The organism is Nocardia coffeae (genome assembly GCF_019890715.1).
GTDB classification, from domain to species: domain Bacteria; phylum Actinomycetota; class Actinomycetes; order Mycobacteriales; family Mycobacteriaceae; genus Nocardia; species Nocardia jiangxiensis.
Genome location: NZ_JAINZY010000003.1, coordinates 90617 through 113759, shown reverse-complemented (window position 1 = coordinate 113759; position 23143 = coordinate 90617). Strand labels below are relative to the sequence as shown.

Genomic DNA, 23143 nt, shown 5'->3' with positions numbered 1-23143 from the left:
CATCCTGTATGTATGTAAATCTGGGCAGGCATCCACCCCCGAAGTCCAGGAGGAACCATGGCAACCAGCACCGCACTCGGCCCGATCGATCATGTGGACCTGCCCGGCGCCCGGATCCGCTATCACGACACCGGCTCCGGCGATCCGGTGGTGTTCGTGCACGGGCTGCTCGTCAACGCCGATCTGTGGCGCAAGGTCGTGCCCGGCGTGGTCGCGGCGGGACATCGATGCATCACCCCGGACTGGCCTTTCGGCGCGCACACGATTCCGGTGCCCGACGCGGACCTGTCCCCGACCGGCGCGGCCGATCTCATCGCCGCCTTCCTCGAGCGGCTGGATCTACGCGATGTGACCCTGGTGGCCAACGACACCGGCGGGGCCATCACGCAGATCCTGTTGACCCGCAACCGATCCCGGGTCGCGCGCGTGGTGCTCACCAACTGCGACGCCTACGAGAAGTTCTTCCCGCAGCCGTTCACCCCGCTGCCCCGGATCGCCGCGGTCCCCGGTCTGCTGCGCGCGATGCTCGAACTCATGCGGGTGCGTCCGGCCCTGCGGTTGCCGATCGCCTTCGGCCTGGTCACCAAGCGCCAGCCGCCCGCGGAGATCACCGACTCCTATCTGCTGCCGAGCCGCAATTCCGCCGCGGTGCGCGCGGATCTGCGTCGCTTCGTGCGCGGGGTGCACAACCGGTACACCCTGGCCGCCGCCGAGCGGTTCCCGAGTCTGGATCTGCCGATCCTGCTGGCGTGGGCGCCCGAGGACAAGGCATTCAAACTGTCCTTCGCACAACGTCTCGCGGGCGATCTGCCCAACGCGACCCTGAAGACCGTCGCGGATTCCTACACCTTCATCGCCGAGGATCAGCCCGAGTTGCTCACCGAGTTGATCGTGGAGTTCACTCGGCTGCATGCCACGCCGTAGTCAGGAGGACCGCTCCCGCACCACCCGCACCGCATTGGAACAGGCCGGTTATCGGCTGTTCGCCGCGCGCGGCTATGCGGGCGTCTCGGCCGAGGAGATCGTGTCCGAGGCCGGGGTCACCCGGGGGGCGCTGCACCACCACTACGGCGACAAGAGGGGATTGTTCCTGGCCGTGCTCGAACAACTCGAGGCCGACAACACCGCCGAGATCGAACGGGCCGTGGCGGCCCTGCCCGATCCGAACGATCTGATGGCAGCGATGGCCGTCGGCCTGCACACCTTCCTGGACATGTGCAGCCGCGCCGAAACGGTGCGCATCGCCATGGCCGACGGCCCGGCCGTCCTGGGCTGGGCGGGCTGGCGCGAGATGGAGAGCCGGCACGGCCTCGGCCTGATCACCGATCTGCTGGACCGCGCGGTCGCCGCGGGCCTGACCGTCGACGCGCCCGTTCGCGTGCTGGCGCACCTGATCCTGAGCGCGGTGACCGAGGCGGGCATGCTGGTGGCCAACGCGGAGGATCCGGAAACCGAACGCGCCGAAGCCGAACAGTGCATCCTGCTGATGATCAGCGGGCTCCTGCGACCGGTGGCCGCGCCGGAATCGTGACACCGCAACCGTTCTCGCCGCGCTGCGGGTCTCTCCGGCGGAGATGATCGATGGTCCCGATCCGGGGCGGCGGCAGTCCGGCACCGGCCACCACCCCGGATCGGTGAACACTCGGCCGATACCTACCACCGGCCCAGCGTCCGTCCGGAAACGGATGCGGTGCAGCGGATTCCGTCGAGGGGATGACGACCCGCGCACCGCATCCGGTTGGTCACCCGGCGCCGTCCGCGGCGAACAGGGCAGCCGAGGCGGTGCGGCGGCGGCGCTGTTCGATCGGGTCCGGGACCGGCACGGCCGCGACCAGTCGCTGGGTGTACTCCTGCGACGGGTGCCGCAGGATCTCGTCGCGGGTGCCCTGTTCGACCACGGATCCGTTGCGCAGCACCATGATCCGGGCGGCGAGCTGGTCCACCACGGCGAGATCGTGGCTGACGAACAGGCACGCCCAGCCGAATTCGCGCTGTAGCTCGGCGAACAGCTCGAGTACCCGCGCCTGTACCGAAACATCCAGGGCGCTGGTCGGCTCATCCGCGACCAGCAGATCCGGATTCAGCACCAGCGCCCGCGCCAGACTCGCCCGCTGCCGCTGGCCACCGGAAAGCTCATGGGGATAACGACTCTCGGTCCCCTCCGGCAGTTGCACCGCGTCCAGGATGCCGCGCACCCGCGACCGCAGCTCCGCCCCCGCGGCCGCGCGATGCACCGCCAGCGGTTCGGCAACGCACTGCCCGACGGTCAATCGCGGATTCAGCGACGTCGCGGGATCCTGGAACACGAACCCCAACCGCCTGCGCATCGGCCGCAACCTGCGCTCGGACAACCCGGTCAGCTCCTGCCCCTGCACCCGGATCACCCCCGCCGAAGGCCGCTGCAACGCGGCCACACACCGCCCGATCGTCGTCTTGCCCGACCCGGATTCCCCCACCAGGCCCAGGGTTTCACCGCGCGCGATGCCGAAACTCACCGAATCGACCGCACGAAAAGCCGCCCGCCCCAGCGCACCCGGGAATTCCACGACCAGATTCCGCACCTCGAGTACGTTTTCGGGCGACGTCACGTCTTCGGCCGAGCCCGCGCTCCCGGCCGCCACGCGCGAGCCTGCGTCCGACGCTTCACCAACCGACTCGCCCGCATCCGGCCCGCTCACCGACGCATCCGAATTCGACCGGCCCGCCGGTCTGACCGGCTCCGGACCGGATGCCGAATCCGGTTGCGGCGCAATCGGAGACACCGGCTCGGCAGTGGGCTCCAGGCCCGCGCCGAGGTGCGGTACGGCAGCGAGCAGATCTCGGGTGTACTGCTCGCGCGGGGCGGCGAACAGCTGCTCGACCGGGGCGGTTTCCACCACCTTGCCCGAACGCATCACCACGACGCGGTCGGCCAGGTCCGCGACGACACCCATGTTGTGGGTGATCAGGACGATGGCGCTGCCGGTGCGGTCGCGCAGATCGCGGAGCAGTTCCAGAATTTCTGCCTGGACGGTGACATCCAGCGCGGTGGTCGGTTCGTCGGCGATGATCACCTTCGGCTCGCACGCGATGGCGATGGCGATCATCACGCGCTGCTTCTGTCCGCCGGAGAGTTGGTGGGGATAGAAGTCGACCCGATGGTCCGGATCGGGCAGTCCGACCGTTCGCAGCAGTTCGATCGCGCGGGCCTTGGCCGCTCGACGACTGGTATTCGTGTGGGCGCGAACGGCTTCGGCGAGCTGGAAGCCGACGGTGAACAGCGGGTCCAGGGCCGCACCGGGCTCCTGGAACACCATCGAGATCTCGCCGCCGCGGATCGCGGTCAGCTGTTTGTCCGACATCGCGGTGATCGTGTGCGCGCCGACGGTCACCGTCCCGCGCACCTGGGCGGTGTGCGGCAGCAGTCCGATCGCGGTGCGCGAACTCACCGACTTGCCCGAGCCCGATTCACCGACGATCGCGAGCACCTCACCCGGGAACACCTCGTACGACACGTCGCGCACGGCATCGACCGCCCCCGCGTCGGTGCTGAAGGTGACCGAGAGCGACGTGATCGACAGGGCCGCAGTACGTTCGGATATTTCAGTCATTCCCGTCTCCGGTACCGTTCGCGGCGGAGGCGCCCTCGGTCGCACTCCCGCCCGAGGCCGCCCGACGCGTCCGCAACAGCGGGTTGAGCACCTCGTTCAGACTCTCCCCCACCATCGTCATCCCCAGCACGACCAGCACGATGGCCACACCGGGAAATATCCCCGTCCACCAGATCCCGTCGGAGACATCGGACAACGCCTTGTTCAGGTCGTAACCCCATTCCGCGGCCTGGGTCGGTTCGATGCCGTAACCGAGGAATCCCAGCGCGGCCAGCGTCAGGATCGCCTCGGAGCCGTTGAGGGTGATGATCACCGGCAGCGACTGCGTGACGTTGGGGAAGATGTGCCGGAACAGGATTCGCCCGATCGACGCGCCGGTCACCCGCGCGGCGTCGACGTACGGCTCGGTCTTCACCGCCACCGTCGCATTGCGCACCACCCGGAAGTATTGCGGCACATAGATCACCGTGATCGCCACGGCCGCGGACAGCACACCGCCGAAACTAGACGAGTTGCCGCCCGCCACCACGATGGACACCACGATCGCCAGCAGCAGCGTCGGGAACGCGTACATCGCGTCCATGAACAGCACCAGCACCCGGTCCACCCAGCGCCCGACGTAGCCGGACAGCAAACCCAGTGGCACACCGACGAACAGCGACAACACCAGCGAGATCGCGATGACGACCAGCGCGGTGCGCGCCCCGTAGATCACTCGGGAGAACACGTCCTCCCCGCGCACCGAGGTGCCGAACCAGTGCTGCGCCGAGGGCGCCTGCTGCCGCACGAAATCCACACCGTGATCGGAGATCTGGGCGAATCCGTACGGCGCGATCAGCGGTGCGAACACCGCGACGATCACGAACAGCCCGATCAGCCCGAGCCCGGCGATCAATGTCACCCGCTGCAGCCCGGAGGTCAGCGAGAACAGCCGCATCCCCGGAATTCCACGGCGCGGCACCGGCGGGACGACGACCGGATCGGCCATCAGTTCAGGAGCGCTCACTGTATCCACCCACCCCGTCGGCTCCGCAAGCTCCGCCTCCTTACCATCCCCTAAAACCTCACCCTCGGATCGATAAGCGCCACAACGACATCCACCAGGAAGCTCATCACCGCGACGACCAGTGCCAGGAATGCCACGATCCCCTGCACCGCGACGAAGTCCCGGGCCTGCAGATACTGCGCGAGCTGATAGCCCAGGCCCTTCCATTCGAAGGTGATCTCGGTGAGCACCGCCCCGCCGAGCATCATCGCGATCTGCATACCCATCACGGTGACGATCGGAATCATGGCGTTGCGGAACGCATGTCGCCCCGTCACCACCCGATCGGACAGACCGCGCGCCCGCGCCGCGTCCACGAAATCGCTGCGCAGGGTCTGGATCAGATTGATCCGTACCAGCCGCAGGAAGATTCCCGCGGTCAGCAGCCCCAGCGCGATGGCGGGCAGGATGGCGTGTTTCACCACGTCGAGCAGATATCCGCTGTCGCCGTAGAGGATTGCGTCGATGAACAGGATGTTGGTCTTCGGCGAGACGTTCTGCAGTGCGAGTTCCACATTCGTACTGGCCCGCCCGGCCACCGGCAGCCAGCCCAGCTCGACCGCGAAAACCAGTTTGAGCAGCAGCCCGACGAAGAACACCGGCGCCGCGTAGACCAGGATCGCGAACAGCCGCAACCCCACGTCCGAGGCTTTGTCCCGCCGTTTGGCGGCCAGCCGCCCGAGTGGAATCCCGACCAGGAAGGCGACGATCAACGCCCACACCACCAATTCCAGCGTGGCCGCGCCGTAACTGGTGATGATGTCGCTGATCGCCCGATTGTCCTGGGAGCGGCCGAAATCCCCGCGCACCAGCCCGGAGATGTAATCCCAGTACTGGGTCAGGATGGGCCGGTCGAATCCGGCCGCGCGCTTGCGTTCGGCGATCTGGTCCGGTGGCAGCCGCCCGCCCAGCGCGGCGCTGATCGGATCACCCACCACGCGCATCAGGAAGAAGACGACCGTCACCAGGATCCATGCCGTGGGCACGATCAGCAGCAGCCGCACTCCCAGGTAGCGCAGCAGTACGCCATAGCGAGACCCACTGCGGCGCTGCGTATTCGCGGCGGGAGCCGGGGATTCCGGCTCCCGCTCGGTGGCCGCACTCGTCACTTGCTCAGTACGCTGAAGCGGAACTTGGTGGACGGATCGAGCGTGCTGTCGACACCCTGCACGCTCTTGGTCGACACCGCGACCTGCTTACCCGACAACAGCGGAATGATCGAGAGGAAGTTCTGCGCCATCTCGGTCTGGATCTGCTGGATGATCGCGGCGCGCTTGTCCTTGTCCGGCTCGGTGGCCTCGGCGGCCATCTGCGCGGTGAGGCCCGGATCCTCGAAGTGGTTCTGCAGGAAGTTGTTCGGCGCGAAGAACGGGGTCAGGTAGTCGTCCGCATCCGGGTAATCCGGGAACCACCCCATCTGGAAGACCGGGTATCCGTCGTGTACCCGTTCCTTGGAGTAGGTCACCCACTCGGTGGACTGCAGGTTGACCTTGAACAGCCCGGTGGCCTCGAGCTGACTCTTGATCGCCGCGTACTCCTCGGAACTGCTCGAGCCGTAGTGATCCGGGTTGTACTGCAGATTCAGCGTCACCGGGGTCTGGACACCGGCGTCGGAGAGGAACTTGGCCGCCTCGGCCTTGTCCGGCTTCTCGCCGTACACGGTCTTGTACGGCTCGATCGCACCCGGGTATGCCTGCGGCACAGGGGAATACGCGGGCTGATAGGTGCCCTTGTACACCCCGTTGGACAGCGCGTCACGGTCGATGCTCGAGGCCACCGCCTTGCGGACGGCCAGCTTCTGGTCCGGGGTGTTGCCCGGCATGGTGTTCATGTTGAACACGATGTAGCGCAGTTCGCCGCCGGGACCCGAATGCACGGTCAGCTTGTCGTTCTTGCCGAGCGAGTCCAGATCCGTCGGACTCAGGCTGCGGTAGGCGACGTCGATATTACCGTTCTGGATGTCGAGCTTGAGGTTGTCGCTGGACGCGTAGTACTTCTCGGACACCGTGGCGGTCTTCGCCTTGCCCAGGATGCCGTTGTAGCCGGGGTTCGCCTGGTACCCGACGAGTTTGTTCTTGTCGTAACTGACGATCGTGTAGGGGCCGGAGTAGCCCTTGCCCTTGACGACCGCGTCGTCGTCCAGCACCTTGTCGGCCGAGAACACCTTCTCGTCCACGATCAACCCGGCCTGCGTGGCCAGCACCGGGGCGAAGGTCTGATCGTTGGCGTTCTTCAGGGTGAAGGTCACCGTATTCGCATCGGGGGCGTCGGTGTGATCCAGATTGCCCAGCAGGGAGGCCGGCCCGTTCGGATCATTGATCTTCAGCATGCGATCGAAGGAGAACTTCACGCTCGCTGCCGTCAGTGGATCACCGTTGGCGAACTTCAGGCCCGGCTTGACCGTGCAGGAAAACGTTGTGGGCGTGGCGAAGCCGCATTGCTGCGCGGCATCCGGCGTCGCAGTGGTCGCCCCCGGAGCGAAGTTCAGCAGTTGCTGATAGATCTGTGTCTCGGGCACCAGGGAGCCCTGGTCGTAGGCCGCGGCGGGATCCAAGGAGAAGATCTTGTCCGTGGTCCCGATGACCAGACCGCTGCCGCTGCCGCCGCCGTTCGTGCGGCCGGCACCGCACCCGGCGACCGCGACCAGCGCGAGTCCTGCCATTCCTACTGCCGCAATAGTTTTCACGCGACCCGATCGGGCCGCCGACGCATGTGTCGCCGTTAACCGCATGACTGTCCCTCATCTCGCACACACGGCGCACGCCGTCCCGGGTCACGGGACGGGTGCGACCGCGTCAACTTCGATATGGCGGGACAGTACCGCCAGGGCGTTGCGGATATGTTGCGTTTCGCAACAATTAGTCGCTTATGCAGAAATTCTGCAGGTCTACGGGCGGCTCAGGGCGCTCGCGTTCGCGTTCTCGCCCAGCAGCTGGGACTCGGACTTGCCGCCGAGAATCGTCTCCAGGACGTTCTTTCCGATCGCGGCCTCGGTCGGCAGCGCGATCGGGTACTCGCCGTCGAAACAGGCGCAGCACAGGCGCGAGCGCGGCTGCTCGGTGGCCGCGACCATCCCCTCGAGGGAGATGTAGCCCAGCGTGTCCGCGCCGATCGAACGCCGCACGTTCTCGACCATGTCCTCGACCGAGCCCTCGCACTCGGCCCCGTTGGCGATCAACTCCGCGCGCGAGGCGAAGTCGATGCCGTAGAAGCACGGCCACTTCACCGGCGGCGAGGCGATGCGGACGTGGATCTCCAACGCCCCGGCCTCGCGCAACATCCGGATCAGTGCGCGCTGGGTATTGCCGCGCACGATCGAATCGTCCACCACCACCAGGCGTTTGCCGCGGATCACCTCGCGCAGCGGATTGAGCTTGAGCCGGATGCCGAGCTGGCGGATGGTCTGGCTGGGCTGGATGAACGTGCGCCCGACATAGGCGTTCTTCATCAGTCCCTGACCGTAGGGCGTGCCCGAACCCTGGGCGTAGCCGACCGCGGCGGGAGTGCCGGATTCGGGAACGGGGATGACCAGATCGGCGTCGATCGGATGTTCACCGGCGAGGCGACGGCCGATCTCCACACGCGTGGCGTGCACCGAACGTCCGGAGATGGTGCTGTCCGGACGGGCGAGATAGACGTATTCGAAGACGCAGCCCTTCGGCTCCGGATTGGCGAACCGCGAGGAACGCACCCCGTCCGCGTCGATCGCCAGCAGTTCGCCCGGCTCGATTTCGCGCACGAAGGACGCGCCGACGATGTCCAGTGCGGCGGTTTCGCTGGCAACCACCCAGCCACGATCCAGGCGGCCCAGGCACAGCGGCCGCACACCGTGCGGATCGCGAGCGGCATAGAGGGTGTGCTCATCCATGAAGGTCAGGCAGAACGCGCCGCGCAGCGTCGGCAGCAGTTCCATCGCGGCCTGCTCGATGCTCTTGTCGGTGGCCGCGTGCGCCAGGAGCGCGGTCATCACATCCGAGTCCGAGGTGGCCGCGACCGAGCCCGGCATCCGGTTGATCAGGCCGAATTCGCGGGCCCGGGAGGCCAGTTCGGCGGTGTTGACCAGATTTCCGTTGTGCCCCAGGGCAATTCCGGTGCCGACCGAGGTGGTGCGGAAGATCGGCTGGGCGTTCTCCCAGGTGACCGCGCCGGTGGTGGAGTACCGGCAGTGCCCGACCGCGACGTGGCCGGGCATGGCCGCCAGCGTCTGCTCGTCGAACACCTGACTCACCAGGCCCAGATCCTTGAACACCAGCACCTGCGAACCATCGGAGACCGCGATGCCCGCCGCCTCCTGACCGCGGTGCTGCAATGCGTAGAGGCCGTAATAGGTGAGCTTGGCCACATCCTCACCCGGAGCCCAGACACCGAAGACGCCGCACTCCTCGCGTGGCTCGTTTTCGGGCCGGTCCGAGTCGGGTTCGACGGGTGAATTCGGGCTTTCGACCGACAGATCGTCGTTGGTCACCGTTTGCTCCAAGTTCGGCGGGCTGGTGGCATCCATCATTCTACGGGTCATCCGCGCGAAACCTCCGTCGGGATCACCCGGATGGCACGCGGTTTGCTGCTACGGTGCGACCGTGGCGTCTACGGACAGTGCGGAAGTGCCTGCGAACCCTCGGCGACTGAGCCCGGTCAGGTGGACTTTTCCGATCATCGTGATGACTCTGTTGAGCGCGCTGCTCAGTGTGATGTATCTCGATTACGTCATCGATCCGGAGAAGAATCTGCACGACTTCCCGATCGCACTGGTGAACCAGGACGTCGGCGACACGATCAGCGGCAAACAGGTCAACTTCGGCGATCAGGTGCAGGACGGGCTGCGCAAGGCCGTGCCCGCGGACAAGATCGATCTGCGCGTGCTGGGCCTGAACGAGGCGCAGCTGCAGATGCAGACCGGCAAGGTGTACGCGACGGTCATCATTCCGAGCGACTTCACCAAACGCCTGGGGATTCTCGGTGTCGGCAGTGTCGTCCCCGGCGATATCGAACGTCCGATCATCACCCTGCAGACCAATCCGCGCACGGGCGCGTTCGCCACGTCGATCGCGCAGCGTTTCGGCAATGAGGCGTTGACACAGGTCGACACCACCGTCGGCAAACAGCTGACCGAAACGGTGCAGGCTCAGCTCACCTCCGGCGGCGGGAGCGCGACCCAGTTGTCCGGCGCCACCCGGATCGTGCTGACCCATCCGCTGAACATCGTGACCGATCAGTTCCACCCGCTGCCCGGAGGTTCCGGCCAAGGGCTGACGGCCTTCTTCTACGGTCTGCTGCTGCTGATGGTCGGCATGGTCGGCGCGATGGTCGTGCATCAGCTGATCGACTCCTCGCTGGGCTTCCTGCCGACCGAGTGGGGGCCGTGGTACGTGCACTATCCGCGCGCGAGCATCTCCCGGGTGCGGACGCTGCTGATCAAGTGGGCGGCCGTGGCCGTCATGGCGGTGGTCGTCTCGGCGGTGATGATGGGCATCGGCGAGCTGCTGGGCATGCCGATCGATCAACCGCTGACGCTGTTCCTCTACGGCGCGTTGGTGATCATCGCGACCGGCTTCACCTGCACCTCGGTCCTCGCGGCGATCGGCAGCTCGGGACTGATCGTCAACATGATCGTGTTCATCATCCTGGGCCTGCCCTCCTCCGGCGGCTCGGTCCCGATCGAGGCGACCCCGAAGTACTTCGGCTGGCTGGCCTCGTTCGAACCGATGCACCAGGTGTTCCTGGGCACCCGCGCGATCCTCTACTTCAACGGCAGCGGTGACGCCGGACTCGCACGCGGATGCTGGATGGCCGCGCTGGGACTGGCCATCGGGTTGGTCCTCGGGCTGGTGATCACGCGCTACTACGACCACAAGGGACTCGAACGCAAGCCGGTCAACCAGACCCAGCCCGCCTGAACGTCATCCGAACCGCGCTCCAGCGCACCGGAGTTCAGAGCGGGACGAGCGGCAGCCAGTGCGCGAGTTCGCTCGCCCGAATCCCGGACACGGTCAGCGCACCGGAGTCCACGGCCTGCTGATAGGTGAGCAGCCCGGTCGCCAACAGCAACCACGTGCGCGGATCGGTCTCGACCACATTCGGCGGGGTGCCGCGAGTATGCCGGGGCCCCTCGATGCACTGCACCGCCACGAACGGCGGCACCCGCACCTCCACCGAGGCCCCCGGCGCGCCGGCCGCGAGCGTGCGCGCCGTCCCGCGCACCGCCGCGGCGAGTTCCGCACGCGCTGGAGCCGACGCGGTCTCCACACGCAACCACTCGCCCACGGCCATCACCGCCGCCCGAACCTCCGCCGGATCCACCGCACCTCGTCGCGCCACGATCCCGAGACTACCCAGCCCGGATCAGCGAACTCGCCGACGCACGTCGTCCGCGCACCAGCTACAGCGATCGCAGCTCGTCGGCGATCGGTGTGCCGGAGCCGTGATCGCTTGTTGTCCACAATGATCCACAGGGCGCTGCGGCAATGGATCGCGTCACGCCGGTCCGCGAGTCCGCCGTGCGATCCGGGGTGCGATCGCGCCGCCTGCGTTGACGGCCAGATGTACCAGTGCCGGGGCGATCACGCTGCCGGTGTGACGGCGTAGCCCGCCCAGGAGCAGACCGGCCAGGGTGGTGGCGGATACGGTCGCGGGCACGTTGTCACCGGCAGCGCGGGCGGGAGCGATGTGCCAGAGGCCGAAAGCCGTTGCACCGAGCCAGATTCCATACGTTCCGAAAGTATCGTCCAGCAGTGGGTCCAGGGTGTCGCGGAAGATCAGTTCCTCGCTGTACACCGTGCCGATCGGGATGTGCACACCTGCCCATTCGACGAGGCCGACTTCCGGTGCGCGGTCGGCGAATTCGGACAGGCGTATGCGCAGCGACGGAATGGCGAGTGCGGTGCAGTACCCGAGGCAGACAGCTGCGAACAGCACCGAACCGCAGCGCAGTCCGCGATCGCCGAACGGCGTCCGCAGTGTCGCATATCGATCCCCCCGGACGGTCGATACGGGCATCGACGATGCGTAATCCACTGTGCCCGAGTCGGAGTCGCGTTCGTCACACGGTCGTCGGGTTCGGAATGCGGCGGCGTAGGCCGTGGCGAATGCGGCGTTGGCGGCGGTGCGGCCGCGCGGTCCCAGGTGCAGGCGCGGTAGTAGCCAGTTGTTCCACAGGAGTGGAATACCCATGGCTGCCAGGGTTTTCGGGTTCACTTGACGGCGCGCTCGTAGGCCTCGGAGAGTTCGATCTGGGTGCGGATTCGCTCCTCGAGATCCGGATTCCAGTCCGGGGGCGGCAGCACCGCGGCCCAGCCGTCCAGCACGAGACTGCCGTAGTTGTGGCCGTGACCGTCGCTGACGCCCTGGGCATTGGTGAGGTCGGCGGCGACCTGCCAGAAGGTGACGAACGGCCACCAGCGCATCTGCGTGGACACGTCCGAACCGCGACGCTCGGAGAGCCAATTCGGTCTGGAGAAGATCAGATCCGGCGACCACCACACGATCGGATCCGACGCGTGTTGCAGATAGGCGATGCGCGGACGCCGCCATTCGGGCGAGGGTTCGGACAGATCGGCGGCGTTCGCGGCGAAACGCACCACGAGCCCATCCGCGTAGACCGGCGCCACCTCGCGTGATCCGGGATCACGCCGGGTGACGAACTGGCTCCACAGCAGATTCGAATTCGGCGGCCCCACCCACAGCGCGCCGTCCACCCGGGCACGCAGATCGGCCAGTCCGGAGAAGGCCGACTCGGACCCCTGCGAACCCAGCGATTCCCCATAGACCAGCAGTTTCGGCCGATTCTGCACCGGTCGCTGCGACCATGCCCGGTAGATCGCGTCGAACATCTTGCGCCCCGACTCGGCCACCTTCTGCCGGTCCGCCAGGAAGGACAGCACACTGGGCAGATACGAATACTGCGAGGCCACGATCGCGGTGTCACCGCCGTACATGTACTCGATCGCGTTGGCGGTCATGGAATTCACCCACCCGGTACCGGTCGTGGTGACCACCACCAGCACCTTGCGATCGAACGCATGCGTCCGCTCGAGTTCGTCCACGGCCAGATCCTGCTGGCTCTCACCATGTTTCGCCGACTCCAGCCCGACATAGGCGCGAATCGGTTCCAGCGCGGGCTTTCCCGTGACGGCGCCGATCCGGAAGGCGTCGGGCCCGTGCGAGACGAACCAACGGCCCTCCGAGCCGAGGGTGTTCCAGCCGGCCAGCGACTGCGGACTGCCTGAGCGTTCGGGGGCCTGCGGCTGCACCGCGTACGACGTCATCTTGTCGTTGCGCACGCTGAACGCCGAATTGGCCGCCGCGAAGAACGCCCGCATCGCAAGGCCGTTGAACAGCGAAACGACCAGCACCGCCAGCAACGCCGCACCGACTGTCGGCGCGAACCTCGACGGTACCCGCACCCAGCGGCTCAGCAACCGGGCCAGCAGCCGCACGATGATCCGAAACGTCCGGTACAGCCCGACCACCACCGTGCCCACCAGCAGACTCAACCCGCCCGTGCGCAGATATCCCGAGGTGGTGGTGCCGGTCATATCCATCAGCGTGTAGATCTGGCGCTGCCAGTCCGCCGAGAGCACCAGCATGTATCCCGCGGCCAGGATGCACACCACCAGCACGGTCACCTTCACCGCGTACTGCACCCGCAGCGATGGCGGTTGCCACGGCAGCTTCGGCCGGACCCACCGCCGGAACGCCCAGTCGAACACGCAGCCGACGCCGTATCCGATCACCGCGTTGAAACCGCTGATCAGACCCTGGAACAGCCAGTCGCGCGGCAGCAGCGACGGAGTGACCGACCAGGCGAAGAACACCGTCGCGACGACCAGTCCGGCATAGTTGAGGCCGATGACGTCCTTTTCCAGGCGATGCAGCAGCTCGGACGCCCGGCGAGCCAGGACGACACCGCGCGCACGCAGCGATGTCAGGGCCTCGGTGGAGTCGAGCACCTGTCAAGTATGGCCGCCCGACCACCGAAATCATGGGACGTCGCGCGGAGGCGCAGATCACCGCGTGCGCGAACTACCTGCCCGCCTCGAGTAGTTGTACGCAGGTCGGCGAGCCCGCCGATCGGGACACTCGATGCCATGAGCACTCCCGATACCTCGACCAAGAGCACCTCGGCCTTCCTGGCCCAGGCCGCCATCGCCTTCGGCCTGGCCTTCGTCGCCACCGCCGCGGGCATCATCTACCTGCCGCTGGACATCTGGCAGCGCGGCTTCCTCCTGATGACCATGCTTTTCCTGGTCAGCAGCACCTTCACCCTCGCCAAGGTCGTCCGCGACCAGCACGAGGCCGCCCGCGTCCACCACCGCATCGACGAGGCCCGCCTGGAAAAGCTGATGGCCGAACACGACCCGTTCCGCGCGGCCTGAACCGACCGACACCCCGACAGGCGATATCCCGTGATATCGCCTGGGACACAGGGTAAATGGGCTCAGTGGTCGGAGGAACCGAACAGCCGGGGCAGGGTGCCCTCGTGGGCCTCGCGCAGTTCGGCCACGGGGACGGTGAACTGGCCCTGGATCTCGACCGAATCCGAGCCCTGATCCACGACACCGATACGCACCCAGGGCAATCCGCGGGCGTCGCACATCTTGGTGAAGCGAGTCTCCTCCGAACGCGGAACCGCGACCAGGACGCGCCCGGCGGATTCGGAGAACAGCATCACGAAGGGGTCGGCGTCCTCGGGCAGCACGATCCGGCAACCGGTTTCGCCCGCCAGCGCGGCCTCCACGACGGTCTGCGCCAGGCCACCCTCGCTGAGATCGTGTGCGGCACTGATCAATCCGTCACGCGAGCCGGAGGTGAGCACCTCGGCGAGCAACTGCTCGCGGGCCAGGTCGACCCGCGGCGGGACGCCGCCGAGATGGTCGTGCTCGACCTGGGCCCAGATCGAACCGTCGAATTCGTCGCGGGTGTCGCCGAGCAGGATGAGCGTCTCGCCGGGCTCGAGACCCGGACCGGTCGGGATGCGGCGGTGCACGTCATCGATGACGCCCAGCACGCCGACCACCGGCGTCGGCAGGATCGCGGTCTGCCCGGTCTGGTTGTAGAAGCTCACATTGCCGCCGGTGACCGGAATCCCCAGTGCCGCACAACCATCCGCGAGTCCGCGCACGGCCTGCTGGAACTGCCACATCACGCCCGGATCCTCCGGCGAACCGAAGTTCAGGCAGTTCGTGACCGCCTTCGGGGTGGCGCCGGTGGTCGCGACGTTGCGGAACGCCTCGGCCAGCGCGAGCTGCGCGCCCGTGTACGGATCGAGTTTCGTGTAGCGGCCCGACGCGTCGGTGGCCAGCGCGATACCGCGGCCGGATGATTCGTCGATGCGGATGACGCCGGCGTCGGCGTGCTCGGCCAGCACGGTGTTGCCGCGCACGTAGCGGTCGTACTGTTCGGTGATCCAGCGGCGGCTGCTCAACTGCGGGCTGGCGATCATCTTCAGCAGGGTCGCGCGCAGTTCCTCGCCGGTCTTCGGGCGGGTCAGGCTCGTGCTGGTGTCGGCGACGAGTGCGTCCTGCGAGCCCGGGCGCTGCACCGGACGCTCGTAGACCGGGCCCTCGTGAGCGACGGTGCGCGGCGGAACGTCCACCACGGTCTCGCCGTGCCAGGTGATGACCAGGTTGTCACCGTCGGTGACCTCGCCGATCACGGTGGCCAGGGTGTCCCATTTGCGGCAGACGGCCATGAACGCGTCCACGTTCTCGGGCGTCACGACCGCGCACATGCGCTCCTGCGATTCGCTCGACAGGATCTCCGCGGGAGTCATGTTCGCCGCGCGCAGCGGCACCTGGTCCAGTTCGATATGCATGCCGCCGTCCCCGGCAGCCGCGAGTTCGGAAGTGGCACAGGACAATCCGGCACCGCCGAGGTCCTGGATGCCGACCACCAGACCCGCCGCGTACAGCTCGAGACAGCACTCGATGAGCACCTTCTCGGTGAACGGGTCGCCGACCTGCACGCTCGGCAGCTTCTTGCGCCCCGTACCGGATTCGTCGCCGGAGAAGGTGTCCGAGGCCAGCACCGAGACGCCGCCGATACCGTCCAGCCCGGTCCGCGCACCGAACAGAATGATCTTGTTACCGGCGCCCGAGGCGAAGGCCAGATGCAGATCCTCCACCCGCATCACCCCCGCGCACAGCGCGTTCACCAGCGGATTGCCCTGATAGGACGCATCGAATACGGTCTCGCCGCCGACATTGGGCAGACCCAGCGAATTGCCGTACCCACCCACACCGCGGACCACGCCGTCCACCACGCGCCGGGTGTCGGGGTGATCGGCGGCACCGAATCGCAGCTGATCCATCACCGCGATCGGCCGCGCACCCATCGCCATGATGTCGCGCACGATGCCGCCGACGCCGGTCGCCGCACCCTGATACGGCTCCACGTAGGAGGGGTGATTGTGGCTCTCCACCTTGAAGGTGACCGCCCAGCCGTCGCCGATGTCGACCACGCCCGCGTTCTCGCCGATACCGGCCAGCATCGACGCGCGCATCTCGTCGGTGGTGGTCTGCCCGAAATAACGCAGATGCACCTTCGAGGACTTGTACGAGCAGTGCTCGCTCCACATCACCGAATACATCGCGAGCTCGGCGTCGGTGGGACGACGGCCCAGGATCTCCCGGATCCGGGTGTACTCGTCGTCCTTGAGACCCAACTCCTTGTACGGCTGCGGGGTTTCCGGGGTTGCCGCGGCGGCGCTGACGGTGTCGACGTGGACAGTCACGGTGAGTACCAGGGTCCTTTCGGCGGGCATGCGAGTGCCATGAGCCCCAATGCAGGAGAAAAGGCAGATACCCCGCGAGTCTAATGCGTGCCGAAACGACGCCGCGCACCGTGTTGCGCTGCGCGCTTCGGCCCGCCGGATATCCTTGGCGCGTGAACGAGCGATCCCAGGTCGCGGATCCGGACGAATTGCCCCCGAATAACTCGGTGGACCACTCGTGCCCTGATCAGGTGACCGGACGACGGCGCATGGTGGCGATCGCGATCGCCTTGTTCGTGATATCGGCGATCGTCTGCATGGCGGCCGGGCTGTGGCGCGGATACATCGATCTGCAGGTCTATCGCAACGGCGCGCGCATCTGGCTCGACGGCGGCAACCTGTACGGCCCGATGCCGAAGGTGGGCGGACTCGGTCTGCCGTTCACCTATCCCCCGCTGGCCGCGTTGCTGTTCACCCCGCTCGCGCTGCTTCCGCTGTTCCCGGCCGAATGGCTGGTGCTCGTGCTGGCGATCGCGAGCCTGGCGCTGACGGTGTGGCTGGTGCTGCACCGGCTGCGCCCGCGGCTGGACCGGACGATCACCCTGTCCCTGGTGATCGGCGCGGTGGCCGTGCTGGGCCTGTCCGAACCGATCCGCCAGACCTACAACTTCGGGCAGATCAATCTGTTCCTGATGGCGGCGATATCGCTGGATCTGTTGGTGCGCAAGCCGTTCTGGCCGCGCGGCATGCTGATCGGCATCGCGGTGGCGATCAAGCTGACTCCCGGCGGATTCCTGCTGTACTTCCTCGTGCGCCGCGATTGGCGTTCGGCGCTGACCGTGATGCTCTCGGCGCTGGGCGCGATCGTGGTGGGTTTCATCCTGTTCCCGCACGAATCGGCCCAGTACTGGTTCCACACGATGCTCGACACCGGCCGCATCGGGCCGCCGTACTTCGCGGGTAACCAGTCGCTCAAGGGGTTCGCGTTCCGACTGGGCCTGGACTCGTCGGCGGCGACGATCCTCTGGCTCGTCACCTCGCTGATCGCGGTCGTGCTCGCCGCGATCCTGATGAAGCGACTCTTCGACGACGCCGCGTTCGCCCGCCGCCACGAATCCCCCGACGCGGCCGCACCCGCCTCGGCCGCCGCGAACGTCGCCGCGCTGACCGTGAATGCGGCTGCGGTGCTGCTGGTCTCGCCGATCTCGTGGTCACATCACTGGGTGTGGGTGGCCCCGGCCGCGCTGGTCGCCGCCGACGCCATCGATCGCAGCCGGCGCAGCCGCCGCTACCTGATCGCCACCGCCGCGATCGCGGTGATGTTCATGGTCGGGCCGCAGTGGCTGCTGCCGCACGGCGGCGACCACGAACGGCGCTGGGCGGTGTGGGAGCAGCTGGTCGGGTCGAGTTATGTGCTGGTGACGCTCGCGGTGCTGGTCGTCGCGGTCGTCGCCTACCGGCCGATCTATCGCGGGGTGGCGTCGGCCGGGGTCAGGAACGCCGCCAACGCCGCCGAATAGGCGAATACGTCCCGCGCGCCCATCAGCTCGCGCGCCGAATGCATGGCCAGCTGGGGTGCGCCGACGTCGACGGTGGTCATCCCGGTGCGGGCCGCGGACATCGGGCCGATGGTGGACCCGCACGGCAGATCCGCGCGATGCACGTAGCGCTGCAGCGGAACCTCCGCCTGCGCGCAGGCCAGGGCGAACGCCCCCGCGCCGACCGCGTCGGTGGCGTAGCGCAGATTCTGATTCACCTTCAGCACCGGGCCGCCGTTGACCTCGATCTGGTGCGCGGGTTCGTGCCGTTCGGGATAGTTGGGATGCGTCGCGTGCGCCATATCTCCGGAGGCGAGGATCGAACCCGACAGTGCCGCAAGGTATTCCGAACGCCCGCCGCCGCGCGCGAGCACGATCCGCTCCAGGATCGAGGGCAGCAGATCCGAATGCGCGCCGCGATCGGACTGACTGCCGACCTCCTCGTGATCGAACATCACCAGCACCGGCGTCGCCGCGCCCGGCTCGGCCACCGCCTCGGCGAATGCGCACAAACCGGCGTAGCAGGTGGCCTGATTGTCCAGGCGGGGTGCGCTGATCAGGTCGAGATCGCGGCCGACCGCCGCGCTCGGGGTCAGGTCGTGGGTCATCAACTCCCAGCCCAGCACCGCGTCCGGATCGATCTCGGCATGCTCGGCCAGATATCCCAGGAACGACCGCGGCGCACCGCCCACACCCCACACCGCGTTCACGTGACGTTGCGGATCCAGGCTCACCCCGCGCCGGTCCTCGGACAGGTGGATGGCCAGCTGCGGCACCCGGAGCAGCGGCTCGTCGATACGGATCAGCCTCTCGGACAACGCATTTCCCTCGCGGACCGTGATCCGCCCGGAGATGCCCAGATCCCGGTCCAGCCAGGAATTGAGCCATGCGCCGCCGTAGGGCTCCAGCCCGACCAGCTGCCATCCGGCCGAGGTCAGATCCGGATGCTGTTTGACCCGCAGATTCGGACTGTCGGTATGCGCGCCGACCACTCGAAATGGTTGCGACGCACCGGTTTCCACCCACGCCACGATCGAACCGCCACGCACCACGAAATAGCGCCCCGCGGCGGGCAGATCCCACGGCTGCGATTCGGACAGTTCCCGGAATCCGTTGGCGGTCAACTCGTTCGCGACGGTGTGCACGACGTGGAACGGAGACGGCGAGGCGTCGACGAACGCGCACAATCCGGCGGGCGTGGCAGTGACAGACATAGGCCCCGATCTTAACGGCTGTGCCTTTGGCCTCCGCTTCGCTCCGGCGGGGCCGCGGCCCCCTGAGGGCCGATTCTTCCCTCCCTCCGCTCCCCCGCTTCGCTCCTCCGCTCCGGTCAGTCCAGAATCGACCCGGGCCGCAGCCTTTGGTGTTGGCGTTACCTGGGGTGGACGGGCCTGGGTGAGCTGGAGTGAATCACCAGGCCAGAATCGACCCGGGCCGCAGCCTCTGGAGTTGGCGCTACCCCAGGTGGACGGGCCTGGATGAGGCGGAGTGAATCACCAGGCCAGAATCGACCCGGGCCGCAGCCTCTGGAGTTGGCGCTACCCCAGGTGGACGGGCCTGGATGAGGCGGAGTGAATCACCAGGCCGGAACCGACCCGGGCCGCAGCCTCTGGTGTTGGCGCTACCTGCCGTGGACGGGCCTGGGTGAGGCGGGGCAGGTGTCGCCGAGCGCCGGCCGTCCGGCCGGACTCAACGTTCGTGCACGGGCACTCCCGCGACCAGCTCGAGCAGGCGCAGGAGTTCGGTCTGATTGCGGGCGCCGATGCGCTTGCGCAACTGCTCCTCGGCACGCAGTTCCTCCGCGCGAACCGACTCGACGATCTCTACGCCGCGCTTGCTGAGGCCGATGAGAATGCGGCGGCGGTCGTCCTCGGCGGCGATGCGGAAAATCAGTCCGCGTTCGGCCAGAGCATCGGCATGACGGGTGGCCGAGGACGGCGGAAGTTGAGCGCGGCAGGCCAATTCGGTCATGGTGATACCGTTCTCATCGGACAAATTGGACAGCATTGCCCAATGGTCCGCGGAGAGACGTCGCGCGGACAAGGCGGTATCGAGGTGGCGGAGCCAACCACGTTCCGCTGCACGTAGCGCACCGTGCAACGTGGAAAATCCGCTTACAATGGTCGACATATAATTTCTTCCGCCCATTTCCTATTTTCCTCCGACGAGGAGAAGGGTACCGAATGCCGCCGTTCCACGAGGGCGCAGACGATGTGATAGAGATCCTCAACATCGTCCCGCTGCAGGGTTCCGGTGGAATTGTGGCACCCTCCTGCGAAGCGGCCGTCGCGCTCGCGGTGGCCGAAATCAATGGCGGCGACGGAATTCTCGGACGCGAGGTCCGGGTCACCACCGTGGACGGCGGCCGCGAACCGGCCGAAGTCGCACAGGAGGTTTCGGCGCTGCTGGCCACCGGCATGGTCGACGCCATCACCGGATGGCACATCTCCGCGGTCCGCCGCGCGGTCGCGCACGCCGCCGACGCCCGGGTCCCCTATCTGTTCGCGACCATCCACGAGGATCTCCCCGACGAGCCGCCCGGCGTCCTGATGGTCGGCGAGAGCCCCGCCGGGAACGTCCTGCCCGCGATGGACTGGCTGTACCGCCAGTTCGGCACCCGGCGCTGGGCGATCATCGGCAACGACTACATCTGGCCGCGGACCACCGCGCGGGCGGTGCGTGCGGCGTATCCGGGCGCGGTGACGCTGGAGCGCTTCCTGCCGCTGGGCACCGAGGATTTCGCCACATTTCTCGACGATCCCCGGTTGGATCGGGTTGACGGTATCGTCCTGCTGCTGGTGGGCATGGACGCGGTGCGGTTCAATCAGCAGTTCGCGCAGACCGGCCGGGCGGCGTACCAGGTGCGGGTGAGCCCGGCCATCGATGAGACCGTCCTGCTCGCGGCCGGTGCGGCGGCCAACGAGAATCTCTACGTCGCCTCGGCGTTCTTTCCCGATCGGGTCGGCGATCCGGATCGGCTGGTGCGCTATCACCGCATGCACGGCCGGTTCGCACCTGCCCTGACCTTCTTCAGCAACACCAGCTACGAGGCGATCCATCTGATCGGCTCGATGGCGCGGACCCTCGGCTCACTCGAGGTGCCGCGCATGCGCGCCGCCCTCGCCGACGGTCTGATGCTCGAAACCCCTTCCGGCGGAAAGGTTTTCCGGGGAGATCGGGCCGAGCGGGCGGACGGGATGATCGCCCGCGCCGAGGGCGTGCAACTGCACGTCCTGGACGATCTGGCCAACTGACCCGATCGGGCGGATTCGGCTCAGGCGGCCGCGACGAGCGTGTCCACCACCGACAGGAACATCCCCAGACCGTCGTCGCTGGGTCCGGTGAGCGGTTCGGTCGCGTGTTCGGGATGCGGCATCAGCCCGACGATACGGCCGTCGGACGAGGCGATTCCGGCGATATCGCGCTGGGAACCGTTCGGGTTGCCGCCGGCGTAGCGGAACACCACGCGGCCCTCCCCCTCGAGTTCGTCCAACACGGACTGGGAAGCCTGGTAGCGGCCCTCGGCGTTCTTGACCGGGATCAGGATCTGCGCGCCGGGCTCGTACCGGGCCGTCCACGCGGTGTCGGCGGCGTCCACCCGCAACCACTGATCGCGGCAGACGAAGTGCAGGCCCTCGTTGCGGGTCAGCGCGCCGGGCAGCAGTCCGGCCTCACACAGCACCTGGAAACCGTTGCAGATGCCGAGGGTCGGCATCCCCTTGCGCGCGGCCTCGACGACCTCGCCCATCACCGGCGCGAACCGGGCGATGGCCCCGGCACGCAGGTAGTCGCCGTAGGAGAAGCCACCGGGCACGATCACCGCGTCGATGCCCTTGAGGTCGGCGTCGGCATGCCACAGGCTGACCGCCTCGGCGCCGGCCAGCCGCACCGCGCGTGCGGCATCCACATCGTCCAGCGTTCCGGGAAAGGTGATGACACCGATGCGCACGGACATTACAGGCGCACCACTTTCCAGTCCTCGATGACGGTGTTGGCGAGCAAGGACTCGGCGATCTTCTCGAGCTCCGCATCGCTGACACTGTCGTCGATGTCGAGTTCGAATCGCTTGCCCTGCCGCACATCCGACACACCCGGAATATCCAGGCGCCCGAGTGCGCCGACGATGGCCTGACCCTGCGGATCCAGGATCTCGGCCTTCGGCATCACCTCGACCACGACTCGTGCCACGCGCTGCTCCTCACGCTGGTGGGGGGTTACCCGCACAGCCTAATCGGGGCAGCGCGTACCGGCCGCGTCGGGGCGCACTCGACCGCGTCACGAACCCTGGGCGCAGCACCCCTTCACACCTGGTTCCAATACCCCGGACAACGCCCACCTGTTCGCGGCCCGTCTCGCCGGTCGGACGCGTGGCGGGTGCGAGGAACGAGTACCCGACACGGGGCCGAACGGTGAGACCAAGGGGGCCGCGAACAGCCGAAGCGAAGCGGAGGCAATCCAACACAGTTCGCGGCCCGTCTCGCCGGTCGGACGCGTGGCGGGTGCCAGGAACGAGTACCCGACACGGGGCCGACCGGTGAGACTCAGGGGGCCGCGAACACGCCGGAGCGGAGCGGAGGCCAAAATTACAGCATGCGCATTGCTCACTTCGGTCATTCCTGCGTCCTGGTCGAGATCGACGGAGTGAAGATACTGTTCGATCCCGGCAATTTCTCGCACGGTTTCGAGGGCCTCACCGGGCTCGATGCGATCGCGATCACGCATCAGCATCCCGATCACATCGATCCCGCGCGGATCGGGGCGCTGGTGGAGAACAATCCGCAGGCGCGGTTGCTGAGCGATCCGCAGACCGCGCAGTTGCGCGAGGAGCCGTGGGAGGCAGTGCACGCCGGTAACGTGCTGAGCGTCGGCGGGGTGCAGATCACCGGCGGTGGCGGGCGGCACGCGGTGATCCATCCGGACATCCCGGTCATCGACAACACCGTTTTCCAGCTGGGCACCGCGCAGGATCCGGCGCAGTTCGTCCATCCGGGCGATTCACTGTGGGTTCCGCCCTCGCCGGTGGGTGTGCTGGCGTTGCCCGCGGCAGCTCCGTGGATGCGTCTGAGCGAGGCGGTGGACTATCTGCGCGCGGTCTCCCCGCGCACGGCGATGCCCATCCACTACGGGATCATCGAGCCCGCGGCACAGGGCATCTACTTCGGCCGCCTGCGGGAGATGGGCCCGGCCGATACCGAATTCGCCGTCGTCACACCGGAGACCGACGCCGAATTCTGATCTGCGCCAAGAGATTCCGGCGCGTCCC

General features: G+C 67.3%; 20 protein-coding genes. 7 read left to right on the top strand and 13 right to left on the bottom strand.

From position 1 onward, the window contains the following. The first annotated feature begins 57 nt into the window (after positions 1-57). Complete coding sequence (locus K7711_RS14155) at positions 58-924, top strand: alpha/beta fold hydrolase (protein ID WP_222969615.1); 867 nt, start codon at positions 58-60, stop codon at positions 922-924. Further along, a complete protein-coding gene (locus tag K7711_RS14150) occupies positions 911-1531 on the top strand; it encodes a TetR/AcrR family transcriptional regulator (protein ID WP_222969613.1) in 621 nt (206 codons plus the stop codon). Before K7711_RS14155 ends, K7711_RS14150 begins: the two co-directional genes overlap by 14 nt. A 211-nt stretch (positions 1532-1742) precedes the next feature. Here K7711_RS14150 and K7711_RS14145 read toward each other — a convergent pair whose 3' ends face one another. The 5 genes from K7711_RS14145 to purF form a co-directional block, all read right to left on the bottom strand. Then, positions 1743-3590 carry a dipeptide ABC transporter ATP-binding protein gene (locus K7711_RS14145; RefSeq protein ID WP_222969611.1) on the bottom strand — a complete coding sequence of 616 codons (1848 nt, stop codon included), beginning with the start codon at positions 3588-3590 and terminating at the stop codon, positions 1743-1745. Beyond that, positions 3583-4578 carry an ABC transporter permease gene (locus K7711_RS14140; protein WP_222970327.1) on the bottom strand — a complete coding sequence of 332 codons (996 nt, stop codon included), beginning with the start codon at positions 4576-4578 and terminating at the stop codon, positions 3583-3585. The genes K7711_RS14145 and K7711_RS14140 overlap by 8 nt, the downstream gene beginning before the upstream one ends. 68 nt (positions 4579-4646) lie before the next feature. Further along, positions 4647-5657, bottom strand: a complete 1011-nt coding sequence (locus tag K7711_RS14135) for an ABC transporter permease (RefSeq protein WP_222970326.1) — start codon at positions 5655-5657, stop codon at positions 4647-4649. 83 nt (positions 5658-5740) lie between these two features. Further along, positions 5741-7297 carry an ABC transporter substrate-binding protein gene (locus K7711_RS14130; protein ID WP_222969609.1) on the bottom strand — a complete coding sequence of 519 codons (1557 nt, stop codon included), beginning with the start codon at positions 7295-7297 and terminating at the stop codon, positions 5741-5743. Between the two features lie 225 nt (positions 7298-7522). Beyond that, positions 7523-9100, bottom strand: coding sequence for an amidophosphoribosyltransferase (gene purF, locus K7711_RS14125; protein WP_222969608.1), 1578 nt, complete (start codon positions 9098-9100; stop codon positions 7523-7525). Between the two features lie 112 nt (positions 9101-9212). Between purF and K7711_RS14120 the strand changes: the two genes are divergently transcribed. Beyond that, positions 9213-10529, top strand: a complete 1317-nt coding sequence (locus K7711_RS14120; RefSeq protein WP_443678091.1) for a YhgE/Pip domain-containing protein — start codon at positions 9213-9215, stop codon at positions 10527-10529. A gap of 34 nt (positions 10530-10563) precedes the next feature. Here K7711_RS14120 and K7711_RS14115 read toward each other — a convergent pair whose 3' ends face one another. The 3 genes from K7711_RS14115 to K7711_RS14105 form a co-directional block, all read right to left on the bottom strand. Continuing rightward, positions 10564-10902, bottom strand: coding sequence for a sterol carrier family protein (locus K7711_RS14115; protein WP_222970325.1), 339 nt, complete (start codon positions 10900-10902; stop codon positions 10564-10566). Between the two features lie 204 nt (positions 10903-11106). Then, positions 11107-11802 carry a CPBP family intramembrane glutamic endopeptidase gene (locus tag K7711_RS14110; RefSeq protein WP_222969603.1) on the bottom strand — a complete coding sequence of 232 codons (696 nt, stop codon included), beginning with the start codon at positions 11800-11802 and terminating at the stop codon, positions 11107-11109. Positions 11803-11822: 20 nt separating this feature from the next. Further along, entirely contained in the window at positions 11823-13580 is a 1758-nt protein-coding gene (locus tag K7711_RS14105; RefSeq protein WP_222969601.1) for an alpha/beta hydrolase, read from the bottom strand. A 138-nt stretch (positions 13581-13718) separates the two neighbouring features. On the opposite strand from K7711_RS14105, the gene K7711_RS14100 reads away from it, so the two are divergent. Further along, the gene (locus tag K7711_RS14100; RefSeq protein WP_222969599.1) at positions 13719-14006 is read left to right on the top strand and encodes a YiaA/YiaB family inner membrane protein; all 288 of its coding nucleotides are present in this window, start codon (positions 13719-13721) and stop codon (positions 14004-14006) included. A gap of 62 nt (positions 14007-14068) precedes the next feature. Here the strand turns inward: K7711_RS14100 and purL are convergent, their stop codons facing one another. Then, positions 14069-16363: a phosphoribosylformylglycinamidine synthase subunit PurL gene (gene purL / locus K7711_RS14095; RefSeq protein ID WP_222970324.1), complete on the bottom strand. Its 2295-nt coding sequence runs from the start codon at positions 16361-16363 to the stop codon at positions 14069-14071. Positions 16364-16515: 152 nt separating this feature from the next. Between purL and K7711_RS14090 the strand changes: the two genes are divergently transcribed. Beyond that, complete coding sequence (locus tag K7711_RS14090; RefSeq protein WP_308014718.1) at positions 16516-17862, top strand: glycosyltransferase family 87 protein; 1347 nt, start codon at positions 16516-16518, stop codon at positions 17860-17862. Here the strand turns inward: K7711_RS14090 and K7711_RS14085 are convergent. Beyond that, positions 17808-19094 carry a M18 family aminopeptidase gene (locus tag K7711_RS14085; protein ID WP_222969597.1) on the bottom strand — a complete coding sequence of 429 codons (1287 nt, stop codon included), beginning with the start codon at positions 19092-19094 and terminating at the stop codon, positions 17808-17810. The two genes, K7711_RS14090 and K7711_RS14085, sit on opposite strands and share 55 nt — an antisense overlap. 475 nt (positions 19095-19569) lie before the next feature. Next, positions 19570-20010, bottom strand: a complete 441-nt coding sequence (locus tag K7711_RS14080; protein WP_222969595.1) for a MarR family winged helix-turn-helix transcriptional regulator — start codon at positions 20008-20010, stop codon at positions 19570-19572. Positions 20011-20063: 53 nt separating this feature from the next. On the opposite strand from K7711_RS14080, the gene K7711_RS14075 reads away from it, so the two are divergent. Continuing rightward, positions 20064-21134, top strand: coding sequence for a substrate-binding domain-containing protein (locus K7711_RS14075; protein WP_222969593.1), 1071 nt, complete (start codon positions 20064-20066; stop codon positions 21132-21134). 20 nt (positions 21135-21154) lie between these two features. Here the strand turns inward: K7711_RS14075 and purQ are convergent, their stop codons facing one another. Together purQ and purS are read right to left on the bottom strand one after the other, a co-directional pair. Beyond that, positions 21155-21835: a phosphoribosylformylglycinamidine synthase subunit PurQ gene (purQ, locus tag K7711_RS14070; protein ID WP_222969591.1), complete on the bottom strand. Its 681-nt coding sequence runs from the start codon at positions 21833-21835 to the stop codon at positions 21155-21157. Beyond that, positions 21835-22068 (bottom strand): phosphoribosylformylglycinamidine synthase subunit PurS, encoded by a 234-nt coding sequence (gene purS, locus K7711_RS14065; RefSeq protein WP_222969589.1) that lies wholly within the window; start codon positions 22066-22068, stop codon positions 21835-21837. The genes purQ and purS overlap by 1 nt, the downstream gene beginning before the upstream one ends. A 402-nt stretch (positions 22069-22470) precedes the next feature. Between purS and K7711_RS14060 the strand changes: the two genes are divergently transcribed. Beyond that, positions 22471-23115, top strand: a complete 645-nt coding sequence (locus K7711_RS14060; protein WP_222969587.1) for an MBL fold metallo-hydrolase — start codon at positions 22471-22473, stop codon at positions 23113-23115. Positions 23116-23143 lie beyond the last annotated feature (28 nt).